The sequence below is a fragment of the Dietzia sp. B32 genome (assembly GCF_024732245.1).
GTDB lineage: Bacteria > Actinomycetota > Actinomycetes > Mycobacteriales > Mycobacteriaceae > Dietzia.
Window position 1 is genome coordinate 994,201 of sequence record NZ_CP093845.1, and the last position, 23,315, is coordinate 1,017,515.

Sequence of the window (23,315 nt, forward strand, 5' to 3'; positions counted from 1 at the left end):
CATGACCTCTCTGCTCCATCCCGCTGACGGCGCGCATGACGACCTGCCCCGGACCGGGCAGGCGGACGCCGGATCGTTCTCCCTCTCCGATCGCTACACGCGCGAGAGCGGCACGGTCTTCCTGACCGGAATCCAGGCACTGGTCCGGACGGTCCGCGACCGGGCACGGCTCGACCGCAGGCAGAACCTGCTCACCGCGAGCCTGGTCAGTGGCTACGAGGGGTCACCGTTGGCGGGGTACGACCTGGAGCTGGCCAGGCGCCGCGAGTTCCTCGACCCGTTCGACATCGTGCACCGCCCCGCGCTCAACGAGGAGGCGGGCGCGACCGCGGTGATGGGGTCCCAGCTCGCCCGGCGTACGGGCACCCTCCGCGCCACCGGGAACACCGGCGGCGCCGCCCTGCAGGGCGTCGTGGGGTACTGGTACGGAAAGGCGCCCGGTCTGGACCGCGCCACCGATGCCCTGCGGCACGCGAACCTCATCGGTACCGATCCGAACGGCGGCGCGGTGGTGCTGGTCGGCGACGATCCGGGCGCCAAGTCCTCCACCGTGCCGTGCGCATCCGAACTGGCCCTCGCCGACCTGTACATGCCCACGCTCTACCCCGCGGACTCGCAGGACGTGCTCGACTTCGGCGTCCACGCCGCGATGCTGTCGCGGGTCTCGGGGCTGTGGTCGGCCATGAAGATCTCCGCGCACGTCGCCGACGCCTCCTCGACCGCGATCGTCGACCCCGACCGGATCCTGCCCGTGTACGGGGACCTCGGGGCCAGCCCGCACGTACCGTCCGGGCGCCTGCTGGGATCCAGCCTCATGGAACTGGAGCAGAACCAGCTCACCATCCGTATCCCCCGCGCGTTGGAGTACGCCCGCCTCAACCGCCTCAACCGCATCGTGCAGGCGACCCCCGACGACCGGATCGGCATCGTCGCGGCGGGCAAGACCTACCTCGACGTGCGCGAGTCGCTGCGCCGCCTCGGGATCGGCGACGACGAACTGGCCCGCCGCGGGATCCGCATCCTCAAGCTGGGCATGATCTACCCCCTGGAACGACAGATCCTGGACGAGTTCATGTCCGGCCTCGACGAGGTGATCGTCGTCGAGGAGAAGCGCGACTTCATCGAGACGATGATCCGGGACATCCAGTTCCGCAAGCCCGGGGTGGCGAACGTCGTCGGCAAGGCCCACGAGGACGGGTCCACCCTGTTCAGCCGGTTCGGCGAGCTCGACGTGGACTCCGTCACCCGCGGTCTGGCGCAACGCCTCGGCCCGGTCCACGGCATCGAGCCGGCCCGCGCCTGGCTCGAGGGTCCGGGGCGGGGGCGTTCCCGGATCATGCTCCCGCTCGCCGCCAGCCGCACCCCGTACTTCTGCTCGGGCTGTCCCCACAACAGCTCGACCAAGGTCGCCGACGGCACGCTCGTCGGCGGGGGCATCGGCTGCCACGCGATGGTGCTCATGATGGACGAGGAGCAGGTCGGTCACGTCACCGGAGTCACCCAGATGGGCGGCGAGGGGATCCAGTGGACCGGGATGGCCCCGTTCCTGAACGAACGGCACATGGTGCAGAACGTCGGCGACGGCACCTTCATGCACTCGGCGTCCCTGGCACTGCGGGCCGCCGTGGCCTCGGGCGACAACATCACCTACAAGCTCCTCTACAACGGGACCGTCGCGATGACGGGTGGTCAGGACCCGGTCGGGGAGATGACCCTGCCGGAGATCCTCCGGCTCCTGCAGGCGGAGAAGGTCGCGAGGATCGTCGTCACCACCGACAACGTCAGGGCCACCCGCGCCCAGGGGCTGCCCCGGGGCGTGGAGGTCCGCGACCGCGTGGACACGCTCGAGGTGCAGCGGGAGCTCGCGGCCGTCCCGGGGGTCACGGTTCTGGTGCACGATCAGTTCTGCGCGGCCGAGAAGCGCCGCCACCGCAAGCGTGGCACGTACCCCACCCCTGATGAGCGGGTCGTGATCAACGAGCGCATCTGCGAGGGCTGCGGTGACTGCGGGAAGAAGTCCAACTGCCTGTCGGTCCATCCGGTGGAGACCGAGTTCGGCCGGAAGACCCAGATCGACCAGTCCACCTGCAACTTCGACTTCTCCTGCCTGCAGGGTGACTGTCCCGCGTTCGTCACGGTGGTTCCCGGCACGACGTCCGGACGGGTGGCGTCCGCGCCGGCCCTGGCCGCCGACGCGATCGCGGAACCGGCCGGCGTCGGGGTGGATCCCGACCGCGGCTTCTCCCTGCGGCTGACCGGGATCGGCGGCACCGGAATCGTCACGGTGTCCGCGGTCCTGGCCACCGCGGCGGTCCTCGACGGTCACTCGGCCCGCGCCCTGGACATGACCGGGCTCGCCCAGAAGGGCGGCGCCGTGGTCTCCGACGTCCGCGTCACCCGGACTCCGACCGAACAACCGCCCAAGATCGGGGCCGGCGACTGCGATCTGTACCTGTGCTGCGACGGCCTGGTCGGGGCGGACAGCACCCACCTGAAGGTGGCCGACCCCGACCGCACCACCGCGGTGGTGTCGACCACCCGGATCCCGACCGGGAAGATGGTCATCGACACCGCCGAGCACTACCCGGCCACCTCGGACATCCAGTCCGTCATCGACGGGGCCACGTCGCGCGGTGTCTACCTCGACCCGGGCGCGCTCACCGATCAGCTCTTCGGGTCCACCCAGACCGCCAACATGCTCATGGTCGGGGCGGCCTACCAGAGCGGTGCCCTGCCCATCTCCTCCCACTCGATCGAGCGGGCGATCGAGCTCAACGGGGTGGCCGTGGACGCGAACCTCCAGGCCTTCCGCCGCGGAAGGCAGGCGGTCGCCGAGCCCAGGGCCCTGGGCGCGCTGCTGGCCGAGCTGCATCGCCCGGTGGCCACGGCGACGGCGAGACCGCACACGCCCTCCCCCGCCGCCGAGCGCCTGTTGACGCACCTGGGCCCCGACGCCTCGCGCGAGCTCCGCGAGGTGGTCGCGCTGCGGATCGACGAGCTGATCGCCTACCAGGACGAGGCCTACGCGGCCGACTACGCCCGTCGGGTGGGGCAGGTGCGCGCCGCCGAGACCCCGCGCGACGGTGTCGACACCGCGCCCGCGGCCGTCGAGACCGGGCCCGCGGCCGAGCAGCTCAGCCTCGCGGTGGCCCGCAACCTGTTCAAGCTCATGGCCTACAAGGACGAGTACGAGGTCGCCCGCCTGGCCGTGGACCCGGAGTTCGCGGCGCAACTCGACGAGGACTGGGGCGAGGGCGCGGTGCCCAAGCTCAAGCTCCATCCGCCGATCCTCCGCGCGATGGGGATGAAGAAGAAGATCTCGATAGGTCCCAGGGCGATGCCCGCGATGAAGGCGCTGGCCAGGATGAAGCGCCTGCGCGGCACCCCGCTCGACATGTTCGGCTATGCCGGGGTGCGTCGAACCGAGCGTGACCTGCTGGCCGAGTACCGCGAGCTGGTCGACGAGCTCACCGCCGGACTGCGGCGCGTGGGACCGGCGGGCACCGACATCGCCTGGCGCGCCACCGCCGTGGCGCTCGCGGAACTCCCGGACATGGTCCGCGGCTACGAGGACGTCAAGCTCGAGAACGTCGAGCGCTACCGCGAGGAGCTGGCCCGTCTGCGGTCCGCCCTCACCTGACCCGCGACGTCCCGAGACGACGAGAGGAGTCTCCGGATCGAGACGAACCTCCGGACTGCATGGCGCGCATCGATCCGCCCCCTGATTCAGCCCACCCGCACGATCCGCCCCCCGAAATCCGATGCGCCCCCGGAGCCCCGCGAGCGAACCGGAATCTGAAGGGCGGATTACGCGGGCTCTGACAATCCAAGGGGCAGATCAGACCCGGGGTCCTGGAGATCTCGGGCCGAGCGAGCACCCGGGCCCGGGCTCAGGACCGCAGGGCCGCCGCCGCCATGGCCGTGAGCACGCGCCGCAGCTCGGCCTCGGCCATGGCGGGCAACCGGGGGCTCGAGTTGAGGAGGCCGAACACCGCGTGGACGTGCGCCCGCGCCTCGATCGACGAGAGGTCGGGTCGGACCCGCACCAGGGCGTCCACCCACAGCTGTGCGTACTCGCGCTGCAGTCGGCGGACCTCGTGCCGGGGCGCGGCCGGCAGCGAACCGAGGTCGCGGAACTGCACGCTGATGAGGTCGGGTTCGGTGGCGACGAAGTCGACGTGCACCCCGAGCAGGGCGTCGAGCACGTCCGTGGGATCCCCGCCCCGCTCGACCGCGGCGCGTCCGCCGTCCCGCAGCCGGCGCGAGATGTCGAGCAGCATCTCCGCCAGCACGTCCTCCTTGGAGGAGAAGTAGCGGTACATGCCGGGTCCGGAGATGCCGACCTCGGCACCGATGTCATCCAATCGCACGGCGTGGAACCCGCGCCGGGCCATGAGGCGAGCGGCGGCGACGAGGATCTCGTCGCGTCGGCGGGCCTTGGCCCGGGCGCGCGGGGTCAGCGGGGCCGCCGGGTCACGCTGCTCGCCCACCCCGCCGTCCTCGACCCCGATCCCCGTCATCTCAGTGGAAGAAGTGCCGGGCGCCGGTGAAGTACATGGTGATCCCGGCCTTCTCGGCGGCCTCGATCACCTCGGCGTCCCGCACGGACCCTCCGGGCTGGACCACGGCGCGCACACCGGCCTCGGCGAGCACCTCGAGTCCGTCGGCGAACGGGAAGAACGCGTCGGAGGCCGCGACGGCGCCGGTGACCCGCTCCCCTGCGCGCTGCACGGCCAGACGCGCCGAGTCGACACGGTTGACCTGCCCCATCCCCACGCCGACGGTGGCCCCGCCGGTCGCGAGGAGGATCGCGTTGGACTTGACCGCGCGGCAGGCTCGCCACGCGAACAGCAGATCGCGCAGGGTCTGCTCGTCGGCGTCGTCCCCGCACGCCTTGGTCCAGCCCGCCACCACGTCACCGGGGGCGTCGAGAGCGTCCCGCTGCTGCACGAGCACGCCGCCGGAGATCTGCTTGCGCTCGACCTCGCCCTCGGCGGGCGGCTGCGCCTCGAGGATCCGGATGTTCTTCTTGCGCTGCAGGATCTCCACGGCACCGTCGGCGTAGGACGGCGCGATGATCACCTCGGTGAAGATCTCGGCGACCTGCTCGGCCATCTCGACGGTGACCTCGCGGTTGGCGGCGATCACCCCGCCGAACGCGCTCACCGGGTCGCACTCGTGGGCGGCGCGGTGGGCCGCGGCGATGTCGGCGTCGATCGCGATCCCGCACGGGTTGGCGTGCTTGATGATCGCCACGCACGGCTCGGCATGGTCGAACGCCGAGCGCCACGCGGCGTCACCGTCGACGTAGTTGTTGTAGCTCATCTCCTTGCCGTGCACCTGCGTGGCCTGCGCGAGGCCGGGCGCGGCGGCCGCATCGGTGTAGAGCGCGGCACTCTGGTGCGGGTTCTCTCCGTAACGGAGCGTGGCGGCCAGGTCGAGGCTCTGCCCCTGCCAGACCGGGTACACCTCCGCGCCCTCGTCGGTCGGCTCGATGGTCTGCGCGGTCATCCAGGTCGCCACGGCGACGTCGTAGGCGCCGGTGTGGCGGAACGCGGCGGCGGCCAGGCCGCGGCGCTGCTCGAGGGTGAACCCGCCCGCCGCGACGGCGGCGAGCGCGTCGCCGTATCCGGCGGGGTCGACGAGCACGGCCACCGACGGGTGGTTCTTGGCGGCCGCGCGGACCATCGAGGGCCCGCCGATGTCGATCTGTTCCACGCAGGCGTCGAAGTCGGCGCCGGAGGCGACGGTGTCAGTGAAGGGATAGAGGTTGACGACGACGAGCTCGAACGGTTGCACACCGAGGTCGGCGATCTGCTCGAGATGCTCCGGCTTGCGGGTGTCGGCCAGGATGCCGGCGTGGACCCGCGGGTGCAGGGTCTTGACCCGCCCTTCGAGGCATTCCGGGAACCCGGTCAGCGCGTCGACGGGCGTCACGGCGACCCCGGCGTCGGCGATGCGCTGCGCGGTGGAGCCGGTGGAGACGATCTCGACTCCGGCGTCGGCGAGCCCCCGGGCGAGCTCGTCCAGCCCGGTCTTGTCGTAGACGCTGATGAGTGCGCGGCGGACGGGCCTGCGGGAATCGGTCACGTTAGGTGCACCTTTCGACCTTCGATGTGGAGTCGGCCACGGGCGGCGGCCGCGAGGACGTCGACGAGCATCTCGCGCTCGACGACCTTGATGCGTTCGTGGAGGGTGGCCTCCGTGTCGTCCGGCCGGACGTCGACGGCCCGCTGGGTGATCACGGGTCCGGTGTCCACGCCACCGTCGACCAGGTGGACGGTGCTGCCGGTCACGGTCACCCCGTAGGCGAGCGCGTCGCGCACCGCATGGGCGCCGGGAAAGGCCGGCAGCAGGGCCGGGTGTGTGTTGAGTACGCGTCCGGCGAATCGTCCGAGGAACGCCGCACCGAGAATGCGCATGAATCCGGCCGAGACCACCCAGTCGGGCTCGAAGCCGTTCACGACGTCGGTGATCGACCGGTCCCAGTCGGCGCGGTCGGCGTGGTCGCCGGGCCGGACGACGGCAGTGGGCAGAGGAACACGGTCGGCCCGGGCGACGGCCTCGCAGTCGCGGTCGGAGACCAGCGCGACGATGCGATACGGACAGTCGGGGGCGCCTGCGGCGTCGAGCACACTCTGCGCGAGGGTTCCGGAACCGGACGCCATGAGCACGACACGGCAGGGCGAACCAGCGCCCGCATCGGCGGGACCCGCGCCGGGACGGTCGGAACCGGGGGCGTCGGCACTGGGGGTGTCGGTACCGACCACGTCCGGCTCTCCTACCCGTCGATCCACCGGCCCGCCGGGTGCGCGGGCCACGGGTGGGAGTCTAGTCGGCCGCCCCTCTGCCCTCAGCAGGCAGACCGGTCGGATCGTCGGGGTCGGGGCGTCCGACCCCGGGTCGGGCCCCAGACCGGGGATCGTCGGGTCCGGAGTCGTCGGCGACGGTGTCTTCGGCGACGGTGTCCTCGGGTCCGGCGTCGTCGGCGACGGGGTCGACCGGCAGCGCGACCTCGGAGTCCTCGGACCCCGTCTCCGCAGACCGCGGGTCCTCAGCCGCCGCCGGGGATGGCGGGTCCTCCGCGACCGGGGTGTCCGTGCCCGGGGCCGGGTCGAGGTCAGCCTGCGCGTCGACCTCGCCGACGGTGTCGGCCCAGAGTTCGCCGGCCTCGTCGTCGTCGCTCTCGTCGTCGCTCTCGTCGTCGCTCTCGTCACCACCCACGGCGTCGGCCCGGGGTTCGCCGGCCTCGTCGTCGGGCGCCTCGGCGGGCAGCTCGTCCCCGCCGCCGTCTCCGTCTCCGCCGTCCCTGCCGGAGGCGTCCGCTGAACCCCGGTCCACCGGGTCCCCGTCCACCGGGTCCGTGTCCACCGAGACGCCGGCGCGCCGGCGGCGCCGCTCGAGCTCGCCCTCGGCCCGCACACGACGCCGGGTGAGGCCCGCCAACGACAGCGCGATGGTCGCCGAACCGATGATGCCGAACAACAACAGGGCCATCGACGCCGCGATGAGCGAGCCCGTCCCGACCATGCCGAGCATTCCCAGCCGGCCGCCGGCCACGACCGGGCTCAACGCGATCACCAGCGCCACGATCGCCGCCGCGAGCCAGGTCGCCTTGACGGCGTCCGCAGTCGTACGGAACCAGTGCGCGACCGACCGGGCGAGCCCGGCCGCCAGCACCACCGTCACCAGCAGCAGACCCTGCACCACCCAGTGCGGGTTGGTGGTGGGCAGCGCGGCCGCCAGCGGCACCTCCGGCATCGGGCCTCGGGAGACGGCGAACACGCTGTACGAGGCCTCCCCCAGGTGCGCCTCACCGCCGACCATCAGCGCTGCACCGGCCATCACCATGTTGGGCAGGTACGCCACCGAGATGCCGGTGAGCGCGGCGGTGCCCACGAGACCCTTGCCGATCTCCAGGACCGACCCCACCGGGTCCCACGCCAAGACCAGCCCGGCCAGCACCAACACCGTGACAGCCGCCCAGGTCGCGGCCACGTACGCCGTTCCCAGGTGGAGACCGCCGCGCACCCACAGCGGCAGGGTCTCGCGCAGTTCCCGACGGAAGTACAGCCACACACCCAGCCCAGAGCCCGTGATCCCCACCCCCGCGGTCCACACCAGCGCCGTGGACAGCGACGACTCGCGCACCGCGAAGTCCGATGCGGCGGACCCCACCAGCAGCGTCGCCAGCACGGTCAGCAACAGCCCGGCCAGCGTCACGCCGACCACGGCCGCGCCGGCCTCCCGCGGACCCGGTTGCTCGACGTCCGCCAGCACCGCGCGGGTCTGCCGCGCCAGGACCGCCACGTAGAGGAGCGGGGGCAGCAGCGGCAGGAACCCGAGCTCGACCCGGTCCACGGTCAGCGGCACCCGGTTGACCACCAGCCACTCCACCGAGACCACGGCGAACAGCGAGTCGAACCCGTCGGCGGCGAACAGCAACACGGCCAGGGTGAGCGCCGCCAGCACCAGCACCGAGACGATGACGGGCAGCGCCGCGGCGGCCGCCGTCCACAACAACGAGCGGGCACCCGCGGGCGACCGTCTCGCAGCGGGCCGGATGACGCGTGGAGGACTCACTCTGACAACCGTAGATACCCACCGGCGCGGGGCACCCCCGGCACGCCGCGACCCCCGCCATCCGGGGATGACGGGGGTCGGGAAACGTTCACTCGCCGTGGCGCGCCAACGCCACCGCGGGTGGATCACATCGCGTCGAGGATCTCCTTGGCGAGCGCGGCGGTCGCGGACGGCGTCTTGCCGACCTTGACACCCGCGGCCTCCAGGGCCTCCTGCTTGGCCTGCGCGGTACCCGCGGAGCCGGAGACGATGGCGCCGGCGTGGCCCATGGTCTTGCCCTCGGGAGCCGTGAAGCCGGCCACGTAGCCAACGACCGGCTTGGTGACGTTGGCCTTGATGTAGTCGGCGGCGCGCTCCTCGGCGTCGCCGCCGATCTCACCGATCATCACGATGACCTTGGTCTCCGGGTCGTTCTCGAAGGCCTCGATGCAGTCGATGTGCGTGGTGCCGATGATCGGGTCGCCGCCGATGCCGATGGCGGTCGAGAACCCGTAGTCGGCGAGCTCGTACATCATCTGGTAGGTCAGGGTGCCCGACTTGGACACCAGACCGATCGGGCCCTTGCCCGCGATGTTGGCCGGGGTGATGCCGACCAGCGACTCACCCGGCGTGATGATGCCTGGGCAGTTCGGGCCGATGATTCGGGTCTTGTTGCCCTTGGCGAGGTTGTAGTTCCACGCGGTGGCGGTGTCCAGGACCGGCGCGCCCTCGGTGATGACCACGGCGAGCGGGATCTCCGCGTCCACGGCCTCGATGATGGCGTCCTTGGTGAACGGCGGCGGGACGAAGAGGATCGTCGTGTCGGCGCCGGTGGCCTCCATGGCCTCCTTCACGGAACCGAAGACGGGCAGCTCGATGTCGTTGCCGTCAGCGTCCTTGTGCTGCACCGTGGTGCCGGCCTTGCGGGCGTTGACGCCACCGACGACCTGGGTGCCGGCCGCGAGCATGCGGGCGGTGTGCTTGGTGCCCTCACCGCCGGTGATGCCCTGGACGATGACCTTGCTGTCCTTGTTGAGGAAGATCGACATGTGTGTAAGGTCCTCTGTTTCTTACTTGGCGGCCAGCTCGGCGGCCTTGTCGGCGCCGGAGTCCATGTTGTCGGCCAGGGTCACGAGCGGGTGGTTCGCCTCGGCGAGGATCTTGCGACCCTCCTCGACGTTGTTGCCGTCGAGCCGGACCACGAGGGGCTTGTTGGCCTCGTCGCCCAGGATCTCCAGGGCCTTGACGATGCCGTTCGCGACCGCGTCACACGCGGTGATGCCACCGAACACGTTGACGAACACGCTCTTGACCTGCTCGTCGCCGAGGATGACGTCGAGACCGTTGGCCATGACCTCGGCCGAGGCGCCGCCGCCGATGTCGAGGAAGTTGGCGGGCTTGACGCCGCCGTGGTTCTCGCCCGCGTAGGCGACGACGTCGAGGGTCGACATGACCAGACCGGCGCCGTTGCCGATGATGCCGACCTCGCCGTCCAGCTTGACGTAGTTGAGGTCGTTCTCCGCGGCCTTCTGCTCGAGCGGATCCGTGGTGCCCGCGTCGGCGAAGTCGGCGAAGGTCTCCTTGTGACGGAACTCGGCGTTCTCGTCCAGGGTGACCTTGCCGTCGAGGGCGAGGATCTCGTCACTCGGTGTACGCACGAGCGGGTTGACCTCGACCAGCGAGGCGTCCTCCTTGACGAACACCTCGTACAGCTTGGCGATGGTCACCGCGGCGGCGTCCAGCACCTCCTCCGGCAGGTGGCCGGCCTTCGCGATCTCGCGGGCCTTGGCCACGTCGACACCGACCGTGGGGTCGATGTTGATCCGGGCGAGGCGGTCCGGGGACTCCTCGGCGACCTGCTCGATCTCGACGCCGCCCTCGACCGAGCACATGGCCAGGTAGTTGCGGTTCGCACGATCGACGAGGAAGGAGATGTAGTACTCCTCAGCGATATCGCTGGCCTCGGCGACGAGCAGGTTCTTGACGATGTGGCCCTTGATGTCCAGGCCCAGGATGTCCTCGGCCCGGGCGCGGGCCTCCTTGGCATCCTCCGCCAGCTTCACGCCGCCGGCCTTGCCTCGGCCACCGACCTTCACCTGTGCCTTGACGACAACAGGCGTGCCGATCTCGGCCGCGACCTTCTCGGCCTCCTCCGCGGTATCCGCGACGCGCCCCGGGGTGGTGGGCACGTCATGCTTCGCGAAAAGAGCCTTTGCCTGGTATTCAAAGAGATCCATCAGCTCACCATCTTGACGTGGGTAGATTCGCCCGGCCCTGTTGAAAGCCGAGTCCTTCCTCATCCTAGGCGCGTGGTGTGTTCCCCGTCGCACACTGGGGGTGGCTGTGTGCACTGAATCACAGTGGGCGCCGTTCGCGTTCGCCACACGGCCCCCGCCGGCCCCGTCGAGACCCCTCGGCCCCACGGGTCACACCGGTGTGATGCACCCCTCCCCCACGCGCCGACCACAACCTTGCGGGGTTGTTGCCGATCCGTTACCTTGGACGACGTTCATCACGAAAAGATCACGGCGCGACCGCAGAGGGGAAACGACACGGTGCAGAAGTCGCAATTCGAGGTAGCCGCGACTCCCGTCGTCATCCCCCCGGCCGGTGCACACCGCGTCGGCCGCCACCGGATGCCCGCGCCCCCGCACGCTCTCCGCGGTCGGGCCGCCGTCCTGGCCGTCGCCGCCGGCGCCGCGGTGACCGCCGCGTCGGCAGGGTCCGCCCTGAGTGACACGGGCACCCACTCGGCCGAGGCCGGGGACATCGCCCTGCTCGCCAACGGCGAGCCCGCCCCCGCCACCTCCGCGCCCGGCGCACCGGCGACCTCGGCTCCGGCGACGCCCTCGGCTCCCGCGCCGGTCGTCGTGCCGGCCGCTGCCGACGGTTCGTCCACCGACGAGATCAGCTCCACGATGCTGTATGCGGGCACCGAGATCAATGCTCAGCGCGAGATCGCCGAGGAGCAGGCACGACGGCCGAAGGTCGTCATCCCCGCGATCGGTGCGTTCACCTCCCCCTATGCGATGCGGTGGGGCGTGATGCACTCCGGCATCGACATCGCCAACGTCAACGGCACGCCCATCCTGGCGGCCACGGACGGCGTAGTGGTCGATGCGGGCCCCGCGCAGGGCTACGGCAACTGGGTGCGGATCATGTCCGACGACGGCACCATGACGGTCTACGGCCACATGGAGACCGTCGACGTCCAGAAGGGCCAGCGCGTCTACGCCGGCCAGAAGATCGCAGGCATGGGCAACCTCGGTTTCTCGACCGGCACCCACCTGCACTTCGAGGTGCTCGTCAACAACGGCCAGCAGCACGTCGATCCCGTGATCTGGCTCCTCGAGCACGGTCTCGACATCATGGCCGGCAGTGTCGAGGGCTCCAGCTCCTTCGGCAGCTGACCCGCTCAGCCCGTCACGGCTCTGACCCGCTCCTCGAGCGTCGCGTGTGGCCACCCCTTTGAAACGCACCCCGAGCCGCGTGATCGCCGCACGGTGGCGCTCGTTGCGGAGATCCGCCTGAAGCCTGACCCGGCCGAAACCCGGGTGCCCCAGAACTTCCGACCGTAGAACGTCCAGCCCGGGTGGGCGGCGCCGAATGCGCAGGTCTGGGCCGGGTCGGTGTGGGCGGTCTCGAACGGATTGCCCGTCGCGAGCGCATCCAGCCGGACCAGCCGACCGACGAGCGGGTCCCGGCCGGGCATCCGCGCGGTCACGACGGCACCCGGCCTAGAGCTTCTGCATGGGGACGCCCCCGATGAGCATGAGCCGGACCTTGCCCGAGGCGCCGAAATCGATGGTCGCCGTGGCCCGCGGCCCGCTGCCATCGCAGGACAGCACCTTGCCGAGTCCGTACTTGTCGTGCGTGACCCGGTCCCCCGGCGCCAGCTCGAGTGCGGGAGCGGACGCCTTCGCACGGGGGATTCCGGACGGCCGTCCACCGGAGGACCCGGCCCCGCTCGAGCTGTACCCACCCGAGCTGTACCCGCCGGAACCGTAGCCCCCGCCCGATCCGCCTCCGAAGCGCCGGCGCGGCGCGTACGAGTCGTCGTCGCCGAAGCCCGCCCCTCCCGCCGGCTCCTCGCGCTGCCACTCGATCGCCTCGGTGGGGATCTCCTCGAGGAACCGGGAGCCCGGATTGGTCATGGGCTGTCCCCACGACGACCGCATCATCGCGCGGGTCAGGTAGAGGCGCTTGCGGGCGCGGGTGATCCCCACATAGGCCAGTCTGCGTTCCTCGGACAGCTCCGCCGGGTCGCCCAGCGCCCGCATGTGCGGGAAGAGCCCGTCCTCCATGCCGATGAGGAACACCACCGGGAACTCCAGCCCCTTGGCGGTGTGCAGGGTCATGAGAGTGACCTGCCCCTGGTCCTCGTCCGGGATCTGGTCCGCGTCGGCCACCAGGGAGACCCGTTCGAGGAACGCCGCCAGCGACCCGGGCTCGGCGAGACCCTCGTCCAGGTCGGCGTCCGACTGGTCGGCCACGGCTCCGGCGGCATCCCCGGCGTCGTCCTCCCCGAACCCCTGCTCCCGAGCGGAACGCTGCAACGCGGCCTCCGAGGAGAACTCGCGCCCGACGCCCACGAGCTCGTTGAGGTTGTCCAACCGGGCGGCGTCCTGCGGGTCGTTGGACGCCTCCAGCTCCGCCCGGTAGCCGGTGCTCTCGAGGACGGCCTCGACCAACGCCCCGACGTCGGGCGTCGAGTCCTCCCCGGCCGCGTGACCATTGCCGTCCAGACGCCCTCGCAGGTCGTCGAGCAGCGTCACGAACCCGGCTATCGCCTTGACCGACCGCGTCGGCAGGAGCGCGACCTTCCCCTCGGCCGCGTCCCGTAATGCCTGTCCGAACCCGATGCCCCGCTGCTCGGCGTGGACGACAACACACGCCTCGGCACGGTCCCCGATCCCACGACGGGGGGTGTTGAGGATGCGGCGCAGCGCCACGGTGTCGTCCGGGTTGCCCAGCACCTTGAGGTAGGCGACGATGTCGCGCACCTCCTTGCGCTCGTAGAACCGCGTGCCGCCCACGACCTTGTACGGCAGGCCCAGGCGCACGAACACGTCCTCGACGACCCGGGAGGAGTTGTTGGTCCGGTAGAACACCGCGACGTCGGAGTAGGACGCCTCACCGGAGTCCACCAGCCGGTCGATCTCCCCGGCGATGAACCTCGCCTCGTCGTGCTCGTTGTCCGCCACGTAACCCACCAGCAGCTCGCCCGCGCCCTCGGAGGTCCACAGGTTCTTCTCCCGGCGACCCGGGTTACGCGAGATCACCGCGTTGGCGGCCGTGAGGATGGTCTGCGTGGAGCGGTAGTTCTGCTCCAACAGGATGGAACGGGCGTCCGGGTAGTCGTGCTCGAAGTCCTCGATGTTCCGGATCGTGGCCCCGCGGAAGGCGTAGATCGACTGATCGGCGTCACCGACCACACAGAGTTCCGCCGGGGGGACGCCCACCTCGTCGTCGTCGTCATTCCCGGCCGCCCCGCCGACGAGGGTGCGGACCAGCACGTACTGGGCGTGGTTGGTGTCCTGGTACTCGTCCACCATGACGTGACGGAACCGGCGCCGGTAGTACGCCGAGACCTCGGGGTGCGCACGCAACAGGGCGACGGTCTCCCCGATGAGGTCGTCGAAGTCGAACGCGTTGGCCGACTGCAGCCGCGCCTGGTACTCCGTGTACACGGCCGCGATGGTCTGGCCGGTGCGGTCGGAGTCCTCGAGCGCCCGGTCCATCGCCTCGGACGGGTCTCGCAGTTCGTTCTTGTGGTTGGAGATGGCCGTGGCCAGCATCCGGGGGGTGAACTTCTTGACCTCGAGCTGCTGCTCCTTGGCGATCATCCCCAACAGCCGCCGGGAATCGTCCGAGTCGTAGATCGTGAAGTTCGAGTTCCGCGTCCCGAGCAGGGCCGACTGGGCGCGCAGGATCCGGACGCAGATCAAGTGGAACGTGGCCACCCACATCCGCTCGGCGTGCGGGCCGACCAGCATCGCGACCCGCTCCCGCATCTCGGCGGCGGCCTTGTTGGTGAAGGTGATCGCGAGGATCTGACCCGGATGCGCTCCGCCCTCCGCCAGCAGGTACGCGATCCGCCGGGTGAGCACGCTGGTCTTACCCGAGCCCGCGCCGGCCACGATCAACAGCGGGCCACCGCGGTGCGTGACCGCGGCGGCCTGCTGTGGGTTGAGCCCGTCCAAGAGGGGCGAGGTGGGGCGGGCGGGAGCGTGTGCGGTGTCGGTCATCGTGGGTCCAATCTACCCACTCCGTCCGACACCCCGGTCTCAGCGCCGGACGGCCCCCGTGAACTCCTTCACCTGGGACGCGGTGGCGGTCAGGCCCGGATCGTTGTCCAGGTAGTGGCGCGTCTCCCGGACGATGAGGCCGGAGAGGACCAGGAGGCCGATGAGGTTGGGGATGGCCATGAGGCCGTTCATGACGTCGGCGAAGTTCCACACCACCTCGAGCTCGGTGATCGCCCCCACGAACACCACGCAGGTGAACACCATGCGGTACGGGATGACGCCACGCGCGCCCACGAGCCGCTCCATACAGCGCTCGCCGTAGTACGACCAGCCGAGGATGGTGGAGAAGGCGAAGAACGCGATGGAGACCGCGACGAGCTTGTCTCCTTCCGGCATGGCGGCGGCGAAGGCGTCGGCCGTCATCGTCCCGGCGCTGTCGCTGCCCTCCTGCCACACGCCGGAGGTGACCAGGACGAGTCCGGTGAAGGTGACGACGATGATGGTGTCGATGAACGTCTGGGTCATGGACACCAGGCCCTGACGGGTGGGGTGGGTGGTCTTGGCGGCCGCGGCCGCGATCGCCGCGGATCCCATACCGGACTCGTTGGAGAAGATGCCGCGTGCGACACCCATCTGGATGGCGTACAGGATCGCCGAGCCGGCGAAGCCACCGACCGCCGACGTCCCGGTGAAGGCGTCCGAGAAGACCTGGCCGAAGGCCGACGGGATCTGGTCGGCGTTGACGACGAGCACGACGAACCCGCCGACGATGTACAGCACGATCATCAGGGGGACGAACCCGGCGGTGACCCTGCCGATGGCCTTGATGCCGCCGAGCAGCACGGCCCCGGTGAGGACGAACAGCACGATGCCGGTGGCGGCGTGCGAGACGCCGAACGAGTTCTCGAGCTGGGTCGCGACCGCGTTGGCCTGGGTCATGTTGCCGATGCCGAAGCTCGCCAACACGGCGAACACCGCGAACACGATCGACAGGACCAGACCGATCCTGCCGCCGGTGCGGCCGAAGATCTCCGCGAAGCCGCGGTGCAGGTAGTACTGCGGACCACCGGACTGCTCGCCCCGGGCATCGGTGACGCGATAGCGCACGCCGAGGAAGGCCTCGGAGTACTTGGACGCCATGCCGACGAGCGCGGTGATCCACATCCAGAAGAGCGCACCCGGGCCACCCAACGCGATGGCCGTGGCGACGCCGACGATGTTGCCCACGCCGACGGTGGCGGCCAGGGCGGTGGTGAGCGCCTGGTACTGCGAGATGTCACCCTCGCCGCCGTCGTCCTTCCGCTTGACCAGCCCCAGCCGCAGGGCGGGGACCAGCTTGCGGAATTGCAGCATCCGTAGCCGGATCGTCAGGAACAGGCCCGTGCCCAGCAGCAGCGGGATGAGGACGAACGGTCCCCAGATCACCGATCCGATGTCGGCGAGAAACGTGTTGAATTCTTCCACGGGCGGAAACACTAGACGGTCATTAGTCGCTGTCGGGGCGCAGTGGGATAATTCGGTCATGAGCATCGATCCCGCCGGCACCGACGATCCGCTGTCCGAGTCCGAGATCCAGGAACTGCGACTGGAGATCGACCGCCTGGACGCCGAGATCCTCGACGCGATCGTCCGGCGTAGCGAGATCTCCAAGCGCATCGGCCGCACGCGGATGAAGTCGGGCGGTACGAAGCTAGTCCACACCCGGGAACTCAAGGTCTACGAGCGGTTCTCCTCCCTCGGCGAGGAGGGGCAGACCCTCGCCGGCATGCTCCTACGTCTCGGCCGGGGCCGACTGGGGCACTAGGTGTACTGACAACCAGGGCCGCGGCTACTCCCCCGGCCCGACCCTGCCCGCCGTGGACGCGAAACCCAGCCAGGTGTGGTGGTTGTTCGCCCAGCACCAGCCCACCTTGGGCGCGCCCTTGTTCGCCTTGCCATCGCGTCCCGTCCCGCCACTGATCCACAGCGCGGGCGTCCGCGAATCCAGCCCGCCGCCCCGCTTGGGCTTGCGCGAGCCGATGCACATGAAGCACTTCCCCGGCTCCAGCACCTCGGGCTGCTGCAGCAGCCAGCTGATCCCCTCGGCGACGGTGAGCGGGGTACGACCCCGGGCGGCCAACTCGGTGTGGGCATCGGCGGGCGTCCAGTCCAGCATGTCGTCGTCGCGACTCACGTCCCCCACCAGGTACAACGGCGCGTCAGGGACGCTGATGTCGTCGGTGGGCACGAACTCGGCCAGGTCGGTCATGTCGACGACGACGAAGCCCGCCTTACCGTCGCGGCGCATGAGGGTGGCCAGCCGCTCGGTGGGCACCAGGGACGGGTGGACGGCCAGCACGGTCCCGCCGGCGCCCTCACCGTCGCCGGGTCCGGCGGAGAGTGCGCGGGCGTGGGCCCGCAGTTGCTCGGCGGTGATTCCGGCGAGCTCGGGCACGCCCAGCTCGACGAGTCGCTCGACCTGGCGGGCGATGGGGGCTTCGGGATGAACTCTGGGGGTCACGTGTCTGGAACGGGCGGCGGAGCACGGTTATTCCCGACTAGCCTCGGGATCATGACCGACATCAGCGCGACGCAGCAGTGGGCAGCGGTGGAGAACCTGGTCCCCTCGATCGGCGAGGTCTCCCTGAGGGAGTTGTTCGACGCCGACCCGGAGCGCGGCCACCGGATGTCGGTCACCGCGGGCGATCTGCACGTGGACCTGTCCAAACACCTGGTCACCGACGAGATCCTCACCGCACTCACAGAGCTCGCCCACGCCGCCCAGGTGCCCGCGCGGCGGGCCGCCATGTTCCGGGGCGACCGGATCAACACCACCGAGGACCGCGCGGTTCTCCACACGGCGCTCCGTCTCCCGCCCGATGCCGAACTCGTCGTCGACGGCCGGGACGTGGTGGCCGACGTCCAGGCGGTACTGGGGCGCATGGCCGACTTCTCCGACCGCGTCCGCTCCGGCGGGTGGACGGGACACACGGGCCAGCGGATCGACACGGTGGTCAACATCGGGATCGGGGGCTCCGACCTGGGTCCGGTGATGGTCGACAGCGCCCTGCGACAGTTCCGGACGGCCGGCATCAGCGCCAGGTACGTCTCCAACGTCGACCCCGCCGACCTCTCGGCCACCCTCGCGGAGATCAACCCGGCAACGACCCTGGTGGTGGTGGCGTCCAAGACGTTCACCACCCAGGAGACCATGGCCAACGCGCACGCCGCTCGTCGGCACTTCGTCGAGGCCCTGGGCTCCGACGACGCGATCGCCTCGCACTTCGTCGCCGTGTCCACCGCCGCCGAGAAGGTCGCCGAGTTCGGGATCTCCGCGGACAACATGTTCGAGTTCTGGGACTGGGTCGGCGGGCGATACTCCGTGTCCTCCGCCATCGGGCTGTCGGTGATGATCACCGTGGGGCCGTCGGCGTTCATCGAACTGCTCGAGGGCTTCCACACGATGGATGAGCACTTCGCCACCGAGGCACCCGAACACAATGCGGCGGTCCTCATGGCGCTGCTCGGGATCTGGTACACCTGCTTCCTCGGCTCGCAGTCCAAGGCCGTGATCCCCTACGCCCAGGACCTCCGGCGATTCCCCGCCTACCTGCAGCAGCTGACCATGGAATCGCTCGGCAAGTCGGTCCGTCTCGACGGTTCCGACGTCAGTTACCCGACCGGCGAGATCTACTGGGGCGAGCCCGGCACCAACGGCCAGCACGCGTTCTTCCAGCTGCTCCACCAGGGCACGCAACTCGTGCCCGTCGACTTCATCGGCATCGCCCGTCCGGGTGCGGACCTCGACGCCTACCCGTCGGAGGGGACGGAGGCGGTGTCCATGCACGACCTGCTCATGGCCAACCTCTTCGCGCAGTCGCGGGTCCTGGCCTTCGGCAAGACCGAGGAGGAGGTCCTCGCCGACGGCGTCGACCCCGCCCTCGCCCCGCACAAGGTCATGCCCGGCAACCGACCCTCCACCACGATCCTCGCCCCGTCCCTCTCCCCGGGCGTCCTCGGCCAGCTGATCGCGCTGTACGAGCACATCGTGTTCACCCAGGCCGCGATCCTGGGCATCAACGCGTTCGACCAGTGGGGCGTCGAGCTCGGCAAGGCGCAGGCGGGCGAGCTGCTCGGCGCACTCACCGCCGACTCCCACCCCGAACCGGCCTTCGACTCCTCCACGGATTCGCTCGTCGAGATCTACCGCGAGGCCCGCGGACGGCGCTGACGACCGCGCCGGCGCGTGCGCTCGGACTTCTCGAAAGGGTGCGCCGTCCCCCTCGCGCGACGCTGGCCACCGTGCGATCGTTGAGCATGGCCACGATCTACTGCACCGCCACCAGTCTCGACGGGTTCATCGCCGACGACGAGGAGAGCCTGTCCTGGTTGTTCGCCACACCCGGGAACGCCGAACCAGGTTCGACCGCCGGCTCCGACGACGCGGCGGTCTCTGAGCTCCACTTCGACCGCTTCTTCGCCGGCGTCGGCGCGATCGTCTGTGGAGTGAACACCTTCGAGTGGGTCCGCCGCGATCTGACCAAGGACGGTCAACCGTTCGTCTGGCCGTACTCCCAGCCCACCTGGGTGGTCACCCACCGGGACCTCGACCCCGTCGACGGCGTGGAGTTCTTCTCCGGTGATGTCGCCGACCTGCATCCCCGCCTCGTCGAGGCCGCGGCGGGAAGGGACGTCTGGGTGGTCGGCGGCGGCGACCTGGCCGGCCAGTTCGCCGATCTCGGGCTGCTCGATCGTCTGTGGATCCATCAGTGCGCGGTCGTCCTCGGTTCCGGGCGACCCCTGCTCCCCCGCAGGCTCCGTCTCCACCGACGTCAGCTCGACACCGACGGGCAGTTCACCGCCATGCTCTTCGACGTCGTCGGCCCGGAACCACGCGTCTCTTCCTGATTCTCTGCTGCCGGGGCTTCACCTCAGATCACATCAGTCAGTTGAGGACTGCCGACTCACGGAACACCCTTGCCACTTCGAAAGTGTGTACGTATAGTAGAACACAGGTTCGATACCGGGCTGGCCGCGACGGAGGGGGTGGGTGGATGCACGAGGACGCGGATCGCGCGGCCGCCTCCCCCGCCTCCCCCGCCTCGCCCGGCTCGTCCGCCTCGCCCGCCTCGTCTGGTTCCTCGAGTTCGTTGTCGGGTCTGCGGGCGGCGGTGCGTGAGGGCTGGATGGGCGAGAATCGTGCAGCGGCGCGCCGGTTCGTGGCGTGTTACGAGTTGTTCCTCGAATGCCAGCGCCGGGAGGAGTCCGGGGCGGGCGCCGGTGAATGCCGATCCGGGCATGCGGTGGTCGATCCGATCGACGTCGCGACCGGGTACGTGGTCGCGGCGATGGCGATCTCGTCCCGGCGGGCCACCACCATGATCTCCTTCGCCTTCGACCTGCACACCCGGTACCCGGCGATCCTGACCGCGATGGCGCAGGGGCGTCTGGACCAGCGCGCCGCCGAGGTGCTCGCCTCACAGATGGCCACCGTCCACGTCGACGTGCTCGATTTGGTGCAGCAACAGGTCGTCGACGAGTACCTCGCCGCGATCGAGGGCGGGATCCGCCTGGGCGAGAAAGCCATCCGCAGCAACGTCGATGCCATCATCGCCGGCTACGACGCCAATGGCATCCGCCTGCGCCGCCAGGAAGCCGCCCGCACCCGCGGGGTACGCGTGCACAAAGGCATCGACGGGATGTCCACCATCTCGGCGATCCTGGCAACCGAAGAGGCCGCCGTCCTGGCCGAGGCCCTCGACCAGCGCGTGGCCGACCACCGGGCCGCCGACGCCCAAGCCGCCGCCGACACCAACGCGAGCGATGGCGATGGCGAGGCCGCCGGTGAGGTCGACGACTACTCCCTGGCCGAACGCCGCGCCGACGCGTTGATGTCCCTGGTGTGCGGCGACGTCGGCCCAGGCGGCGCCCGCAACGGCTCCGACACTGCAGCCCACCCCGGCCAGCCGGGTGCCGCGGGCCGGTCCGCCACCGCGGGTGCCGGGGTGGCGCCGTTGCGGCCACGGGTCACCGTCATCGCCACCGGCAACCACGCCCGCGACGACGGCGGAGCCCGGGTGGAGTTCACCCGCACCGGCCAGGCCGCCCTGCAGGCCCTGCTCGACATGCTCGCCACCAGCGACGGGGCCACGTTTGAGGCCGTCGATCCCCGGATCGGGGCCGCCGACGACGCCCGAGCCGCCCTGACCTACCGGCCCAGCGCCGACCTGGCCCGCCGCATCCGACTACGCGACGGCACCTGCCGCCACCCCGGCTGCACGGTCCCGGCCGAGGCCTGTGATCTGGACCATGTGGTGCCGTTCGATCACACCGACCCCGAGCGTGGCGGGCACACCACCGAGGCCAACCTCGCCGCGATGTGCCGGCGCCACCACCGGTTCAAGACCTTCTCCGACTGGCGCTACCACCTCCACCCCGACGGCACCCTGACCGTGACCACCCCCGAGGGCTCGACCATGCTCACCCACCCCTCCGGCCCACTGGCCGACTACCGACGCGAACACGCCCACACCGAGACCCGCGCCTGGGCCCGTCAGCAACGCCGCACCCCCCACCCCACCGGCGACGAACGAGCCGACGCCGAACCGACCTACTGGTCCCGCCGCGCCGCCCGCCACAACACCGAACGCCACAACACCGAACACCGCGCCGCCACCGACACCATCCCCACCCCACCGGCCGAGTCCAGCCGCTGGTGGAACCGCAACGCCCCACACGCCAGCACCATCGAACTCGGCATCCGCACCCTCCTACTCGACCACCACCGCCAACGCCTCGACGACATCATCGACCCACCACCCTTCTGACACCACGAGGGCCGCACCGGGCATGACCGGCGCGTCCCTCATCAGGACCCGGGTGGGGCCACCAGGGGTTCAGACGAAGCGGCGGCTGACCTTCTCCGGCAGGAGCGTCAGCAGCGGACCGATCGCCTTCCAGGGTTTGGCCGGCACCAGCGCGCGGGTGGGCTCGGCGTCGATCGTCTTGACCAGCGCGTCGACACCCTCGTCGAACTCGGTCATCAGCGCGGTCTTCACCGAACGGTTGATGTCCGTGCGGATGTACCCCGGCAGGATGTCGGTCACCTTGATCCGGCTGCCCGCGCTGTCCAACTCGGCGTACAGGCCCTGCGCGAGCGCCGAGACGAACGCCTTGGTCGCGCCGTAGGTGTTCTGCGCCTTCGGCATGCCGCGCAGCGAACTCACCGACGAGATGAACACCAGGTGCCCCTCACCCCGAGTGAAGAGCCGCTCCATCGCCGCCTCGGCCTGGTTCAGCGTCCCGACCACGTTCACCATCGCGGTCTCCCGGTTGGCGTGCGCCTTGCCTGTTCCGATCGAGGCTCCCTTGCCCAGCCCGGCGTTGAGTACGAACCGGTCGATGCCACCGAGCTCGGCGTCCAGCTCGCCGAATACCTTCTCCACCGCGTCGCCGTCGGCCACATCGAGCTCACGAACCGCCACCGTGATCGAGGGATTCGCGGCCAACAGTTCGGCGCGGAGCTCCTCCAGGCGGTCCAGACGCCGCGCACACAGCGCGAGGTTCTTTCCCTGCGCGGCCCAGCGGCGGGCCATTCCCTCGCCGAGGCCCGAGCTGGCACCGGTGATCAGAATCGTCTTGCGGTCGGTCACGAGTTCTCCTCCGTTGGCGATGCGCCCAGTGTGGCACGACGCGGCTGGCAGGACGGGCAACGGTAGGCGATGCGGTCGAGGGAGTCACTCGGCTCGTCCGGGTCCGCGAGCCCGCCGAGGCGGAATGTCTGCACCTCGGTCCCGCACCGGCGGCACGGCTTGCCGTCACGGCCGTACACCCATAGTTCGCGCCCGCGCCGGGTGTCGCCGGTCGTCACCCGGACTGGGCGGTCGGCGTTGGCGAATAGCATCCGCCGCGCCAGTGTGACCATGCCCCGTGGGTCCGGCACGGCCTCGACCGGATCCCGCGGGTCCACCCCTCGCAGGAAACACAGTTCCGCCCGGTAGACGGTCCCGATCCCGGCCAGATTGCGCTGGTCGAGCAATGCCTCGCCGATCGTACGGGTGGGTCTCTCGCCGATGCGCCGCACGACCTCATCGGTACTCGTGACCGGGTCCCAATCCGCACCCAGGAGGTCGGGCCCCAGATGGTCGACGGCGCGCTCCGCCTCGGCGGGGGTCAGCGCGCGCAGCATACCGAGCTCGGTGCCCACCACCTCGACGTCGCCGGAGCGCAGGAGCAGCCGCACGGTGTGCGCGGGGAACCGCCAGCGGTCTCCCGCCCGGAGAATGTGGATCCGGCCCTCCATCTTCAGGTGGATGTGGAGGGTGACGGGATCGCGGCCCTGCCCGTCCGGGCCGACGACGACGAAGAGGTGCTTTCCCCGGGACCGGGCACCGTCCACGGTCCTGCCGCGCAGGTCGACGGCGGCGAATCTCGGCACCCGGAGCTCGGTGCGGTCCAGGGTGCGCCCGGCCAGGGCCTCATGGACCCGGGCCGCGGCCCTGTGCACTGAATCGCCTTCGGGCACGG

Annotated in this window: 18 protein-coding genes; 6 read left to right on the forward strand and 12 right to left on the reverse strand. The window is 70.4% G+C overall.

Annotated features, from left to right (window positions below):
* Position 1 precedes the first annotated feature (1 nt).
* Positions 2–3,640, forward strand: coding sequence for an indolepyruvate ferredoxin oxidoreductase family protein (locus L8M95_RS04735; protein ID WP_260488372.1), 3,639 nt, complete (start codon positions 2–4; stop codon positions 3,638–3,640).
* 250 nt (positions 3,641–3,890) lie between these two features.
* Here L8M95_RS04735 and L8M95_RS04740 read toward each other — a convergent pair whose 3' ends face one another.
* The 6 genes from L8M95_RS04740 to sucC form a co-directional block, all read right to left on the reverse strand.
* A complete protein-coding gene (locus L8M95_RS04740) occupies positions 3,891–4,520 on the reverse strand; it encodes a TetR/AcrR family transcriptional regulator (RefSeq protein ID WP_260488374.1) in 630 nt (209 codons plus the stop codon).
* 1 nt (position 4,521) lies between these two features.
* Positions 4,522–6,090, reverse strand: a complete 1,569-nt coding sequence (purH, locus tag L8M95_RS04745; protein WP_260488375.1) for a bifunctional phosphoribosylaminoimidazolecarboxamide formyltransferase/IMP cyclohydrolase — start codon at positions 6,088–6,090, stop codon at positions 4,522–4,524.
* Positions 6,087–6,668: a phosphoribosylglycinamide formyltransferase gene (gene purN, locus L8M95_RS04750; RefSeq protein WP_260489163.1), complete on the reverse strand. Its 582-nt coding sequence runs from the start codon at positions 6,666–6,668 to the stop codon at positions 6,087–6,089. The genes purH and purN overlap by 4 nt, the downstream gene beginning before the upstream one ends.
* Positions 6,669–6,831: 163 nt before the next feature.
* Positions 6,832–8,583 (reverse strand): DUF6350 family protein, encoded by a 1,752-nt coding sequence (locus L8M95_RS04755; RefSeq protein ID WP_260488376.1) that lies wholly within the window; start codon positions 8,581–8,583, stop codon positions 6,832–6,834.
* Between the two features lie 125 nt (positions 8,584–8,708).
* On the reverse strand, positions 8,709–9,611 hold the full coding sequence (gene sucD, locus L8M95_RS04760; RefSeq protein WP_260488378.1) for a succinate--CoA ligase subunit alpha: 903 nt from the start codon (positions 9,609–9,611) through the stop codon (positions 8,709–8,711).
* Between the two features lie 21 nt (positions 9,612–9,632).
* Positions 9,633–10,799, reverse strand: coding sequence for an ADP-forming succinate--CoA ligase subunit beta (sucC, locus tag L8M95_RS04765; RefSeq protein ID WP_260488380.1), 1,167 nt, complete (start codon positions 10,797–10,799; stop codon positions 9,633–9,635).
* Between the two features lie 318 nt (positions 10,800–11,117).
* Here sucC and L8M95_RS04770 point away from each other — a divergent pair, with 318 nt between their 5' ends.
* Positions 11,118–11,972 carry a M23 family metallopeptidase gene (locus L8M95_RS04770; RefSeq protein WP_260488381.1) on the forward strand — a complete coding sequence of 285 codons (855 nt, stop codon included), beginning with the start codon at positions 11,118–11,120 and terminating at the stop codon, positions 11,970–11,972.
* Positions 11,973–11,977: 5 nt separating this feature from the next.
* On the opposite strand, the gene L8M95_RS04775 is transcribed toward L8M95_RS04770, so the two are convergent.
* From L8M95_RS04775 to L8M95_RS04785, 3 genes are read right to left on the reverse strand one after another with little or no spacing between them, the layout of a single operon-like run.
* Positions 11,978–12,286: a hypothetical protein gene (locus L8M95_RS04775; protein WP_260488382.1), complete on the reverse strand. Its 309-nt coding sequence runs from the start codon at positions 12,284–12,286 to the stop codon at positions 11,978–11,980.
* Between the two features lie 13 nt (positions 12,287–12,299).
* Complete coding sequence (locus tag L8M95_RS04780; protein WP_260488383.1) at positions 12,300–14,810, reverse strand: UvrD-helicase domain-containing protein; 2,511 nt, start codon at positions 14,808–14,810, stop codon at positions 12,300–12,302.
* A 39-nt stretch (positions 14,811–14,849) separates the two neighbouring features.
* On the reverse strand, positions 14,850–16,274 hold the full coding sequence (locus L8M95_RS04785; protein WP_260488384.1) for a sodium:alanine symporter family protein: 1,425 nt from the start codon (positions 16,272–16,274) through the stop codon (positions 14,850–14,852).
* A 58-nt stretch (positions 16,275–16,332) separates the two neighbouring features.
* Between L8M95_RS04785 and L8M95_RS04790 the strand changes: the two genes are divergently transcribed.
* Positions 16,333–16,614: a chorismate mutase gene (locus L8M95_RS04790; protein WP_260488385.1), complete on the forward strand. Its 282-nt coding sequence runs from the start codon at positions 16,333–16,335 to the stop codon at positions 16,612–16,614.
* A 24-nt stretch (positions 16,615–16,638) separates the two neighbouring features.
* Here the strand turns inward: L8M95_RS04790 and L8M95_RS04795 are convergent, their stop codons facing one another.
* Positions 16,639–17,310, reverse strand: coding sequence for a DUF5701 family protein (locus L8M95_RS04795; protein WP_260488386.1), 672 nt, complete (start codon positions 17,308–17,310; stop codon positions 16,639–16,641).
* 48 nt (positions 17,311–17,358) lie between these two features.
* Between L8M95_RS04795 and pgi the strand changes: the two genes are divergently transcribed.
* The 3 genes from pgi (at position 17,359) to L8M95_RS04810 (ending at position 21,616) form a co-directional block, all read left to right on the forward strand.
* Positions 17,359–19,020, forward strand: coding sequence for a glucose-6-phosphate isomerase (pgi, locus tag L8M95_RS04800; protein ID WP_260489164.1), 1,662 nt, complete (start codon positions 17,359–17,361; stop codon positions 19,018–19,020).
* Positions 19,021–19,091: 71 nt separating this feature from the next.
* A complete protein-coding gene (locus L8M95_RS04805; RefSeq protein WP_260488387.1) occupies positions 19,092–19,697 on the forward strand; it encodes a dihydrofolate reductase family protein in 606 nt (201 codons plus the stop codon).
* Positions 19,698–19,843: 146 nt separating this feature from the next.
* Positions 19,844–21,616, forward strand: a complete 1,773-nt coding sequence (locus tag L8M95_RS04810) for an HNH endonuclease signature motif containing protein (protein ID WP_260488388.1) — start codon at positions 19,844–19,846, stop codon at positions 21,614–21,616.
* A gap of 69 nt (positions 21,617–21,685) precedes the next feature.
* Here L8M95_RS04810 and L8M95_RS04815 read toward each other — a convergent pair whose 3' ends face one another.
* Together L8M95_RS04815 and L8M95_RS04820 are read right to left on the reverse strand one after the other, a co-directional pair.
* Positions 21,686–22,441 carry an SDR family oxidoreductase gene (locus L8M95_RS04815; RefSeq protein ID WP_260488389.1) on the reverse strand — a complete coding sequence of 252 codons (756 nt, stop codon included), beginning with the start codon at positions 22,439–22,441 and terminating at the stop codon, positions 21,686–21,688.
* Positions 22,438–23,313: a DNA-formamidopyrimidine glycosylase family protein gene (locus L8M95_RS04820; protein WP_260488390.1), complete on the reverse strand. Its 876-nt coding sequence runs from the start codon at positions 23,311–23,313 to the stop codon at positions 22,438–22,440. The genes L8M95_RS04815 and L8M95_RS04820 overlap by 4 nt, the downstream gene beginning before the upstream one ends.
* Positions 23,314–23,315: the final 2 nt, after the last annotated feature.

Bases quoted from the DNA above. Each gene is read 5' to 3' on its own strand.
- L8M95_RS04810 (WP_260488388.1), top strand. From the start codon at position 19,844: ATGCACGAGGACGCGGATCGCGCGGCCGCCTCCCCCGCCTCCCCCGCC.
- sucD (WP_260488378.1), bottom strand. From the start codon at position 9,611: ATGTCGATCTTCCTCAACAAGGACAGCAAGGTCATCGTCCAGGGCATC.
- sucC (WP_260488380.1), bottom strand. From the start codon at position 10,799: ATGGATCTCTTTGAATACCAGGCAAAGGCTCTTTTCGCGAAGCATGAC.
- L8M95_RS04790 (WP_260488385.1), top strand. From the start codon at position 16,333: ATGAGCATCGATCCCGCCGGCACCGACGATCCGCTGTCCGAGTCCGAG.
- purN (WP_260489163.1), bottom strand. From the start codon at position 6,668: ATGGCGTCCGGTTCCGGAACCCTCGCGCAGAGTGTGCTCGACGCCGCA.
- L8M95_RS04740 (WP_260488374.1), bottom strand. From the start codon at position 4,520: ATGACGGGGATCGGGGTCGAGGACGGCGGGGTGGGCGAGCAGCGTGAC.
- L8M95_RS04735 (WP_260488372.1), top strand. From the start codon at position 2: ATGACCTCTCTGCTCCATCCCGCTGACGGCGCGCATGACGACCTGCCC.
- L8M95_RS04780 (WP_260488383.1), bottom strand. From the start codon at position 14,810: ATGACCGACACCGCACACGCTCCCGCCCGCCCCACCTCGCCCCTCTTG.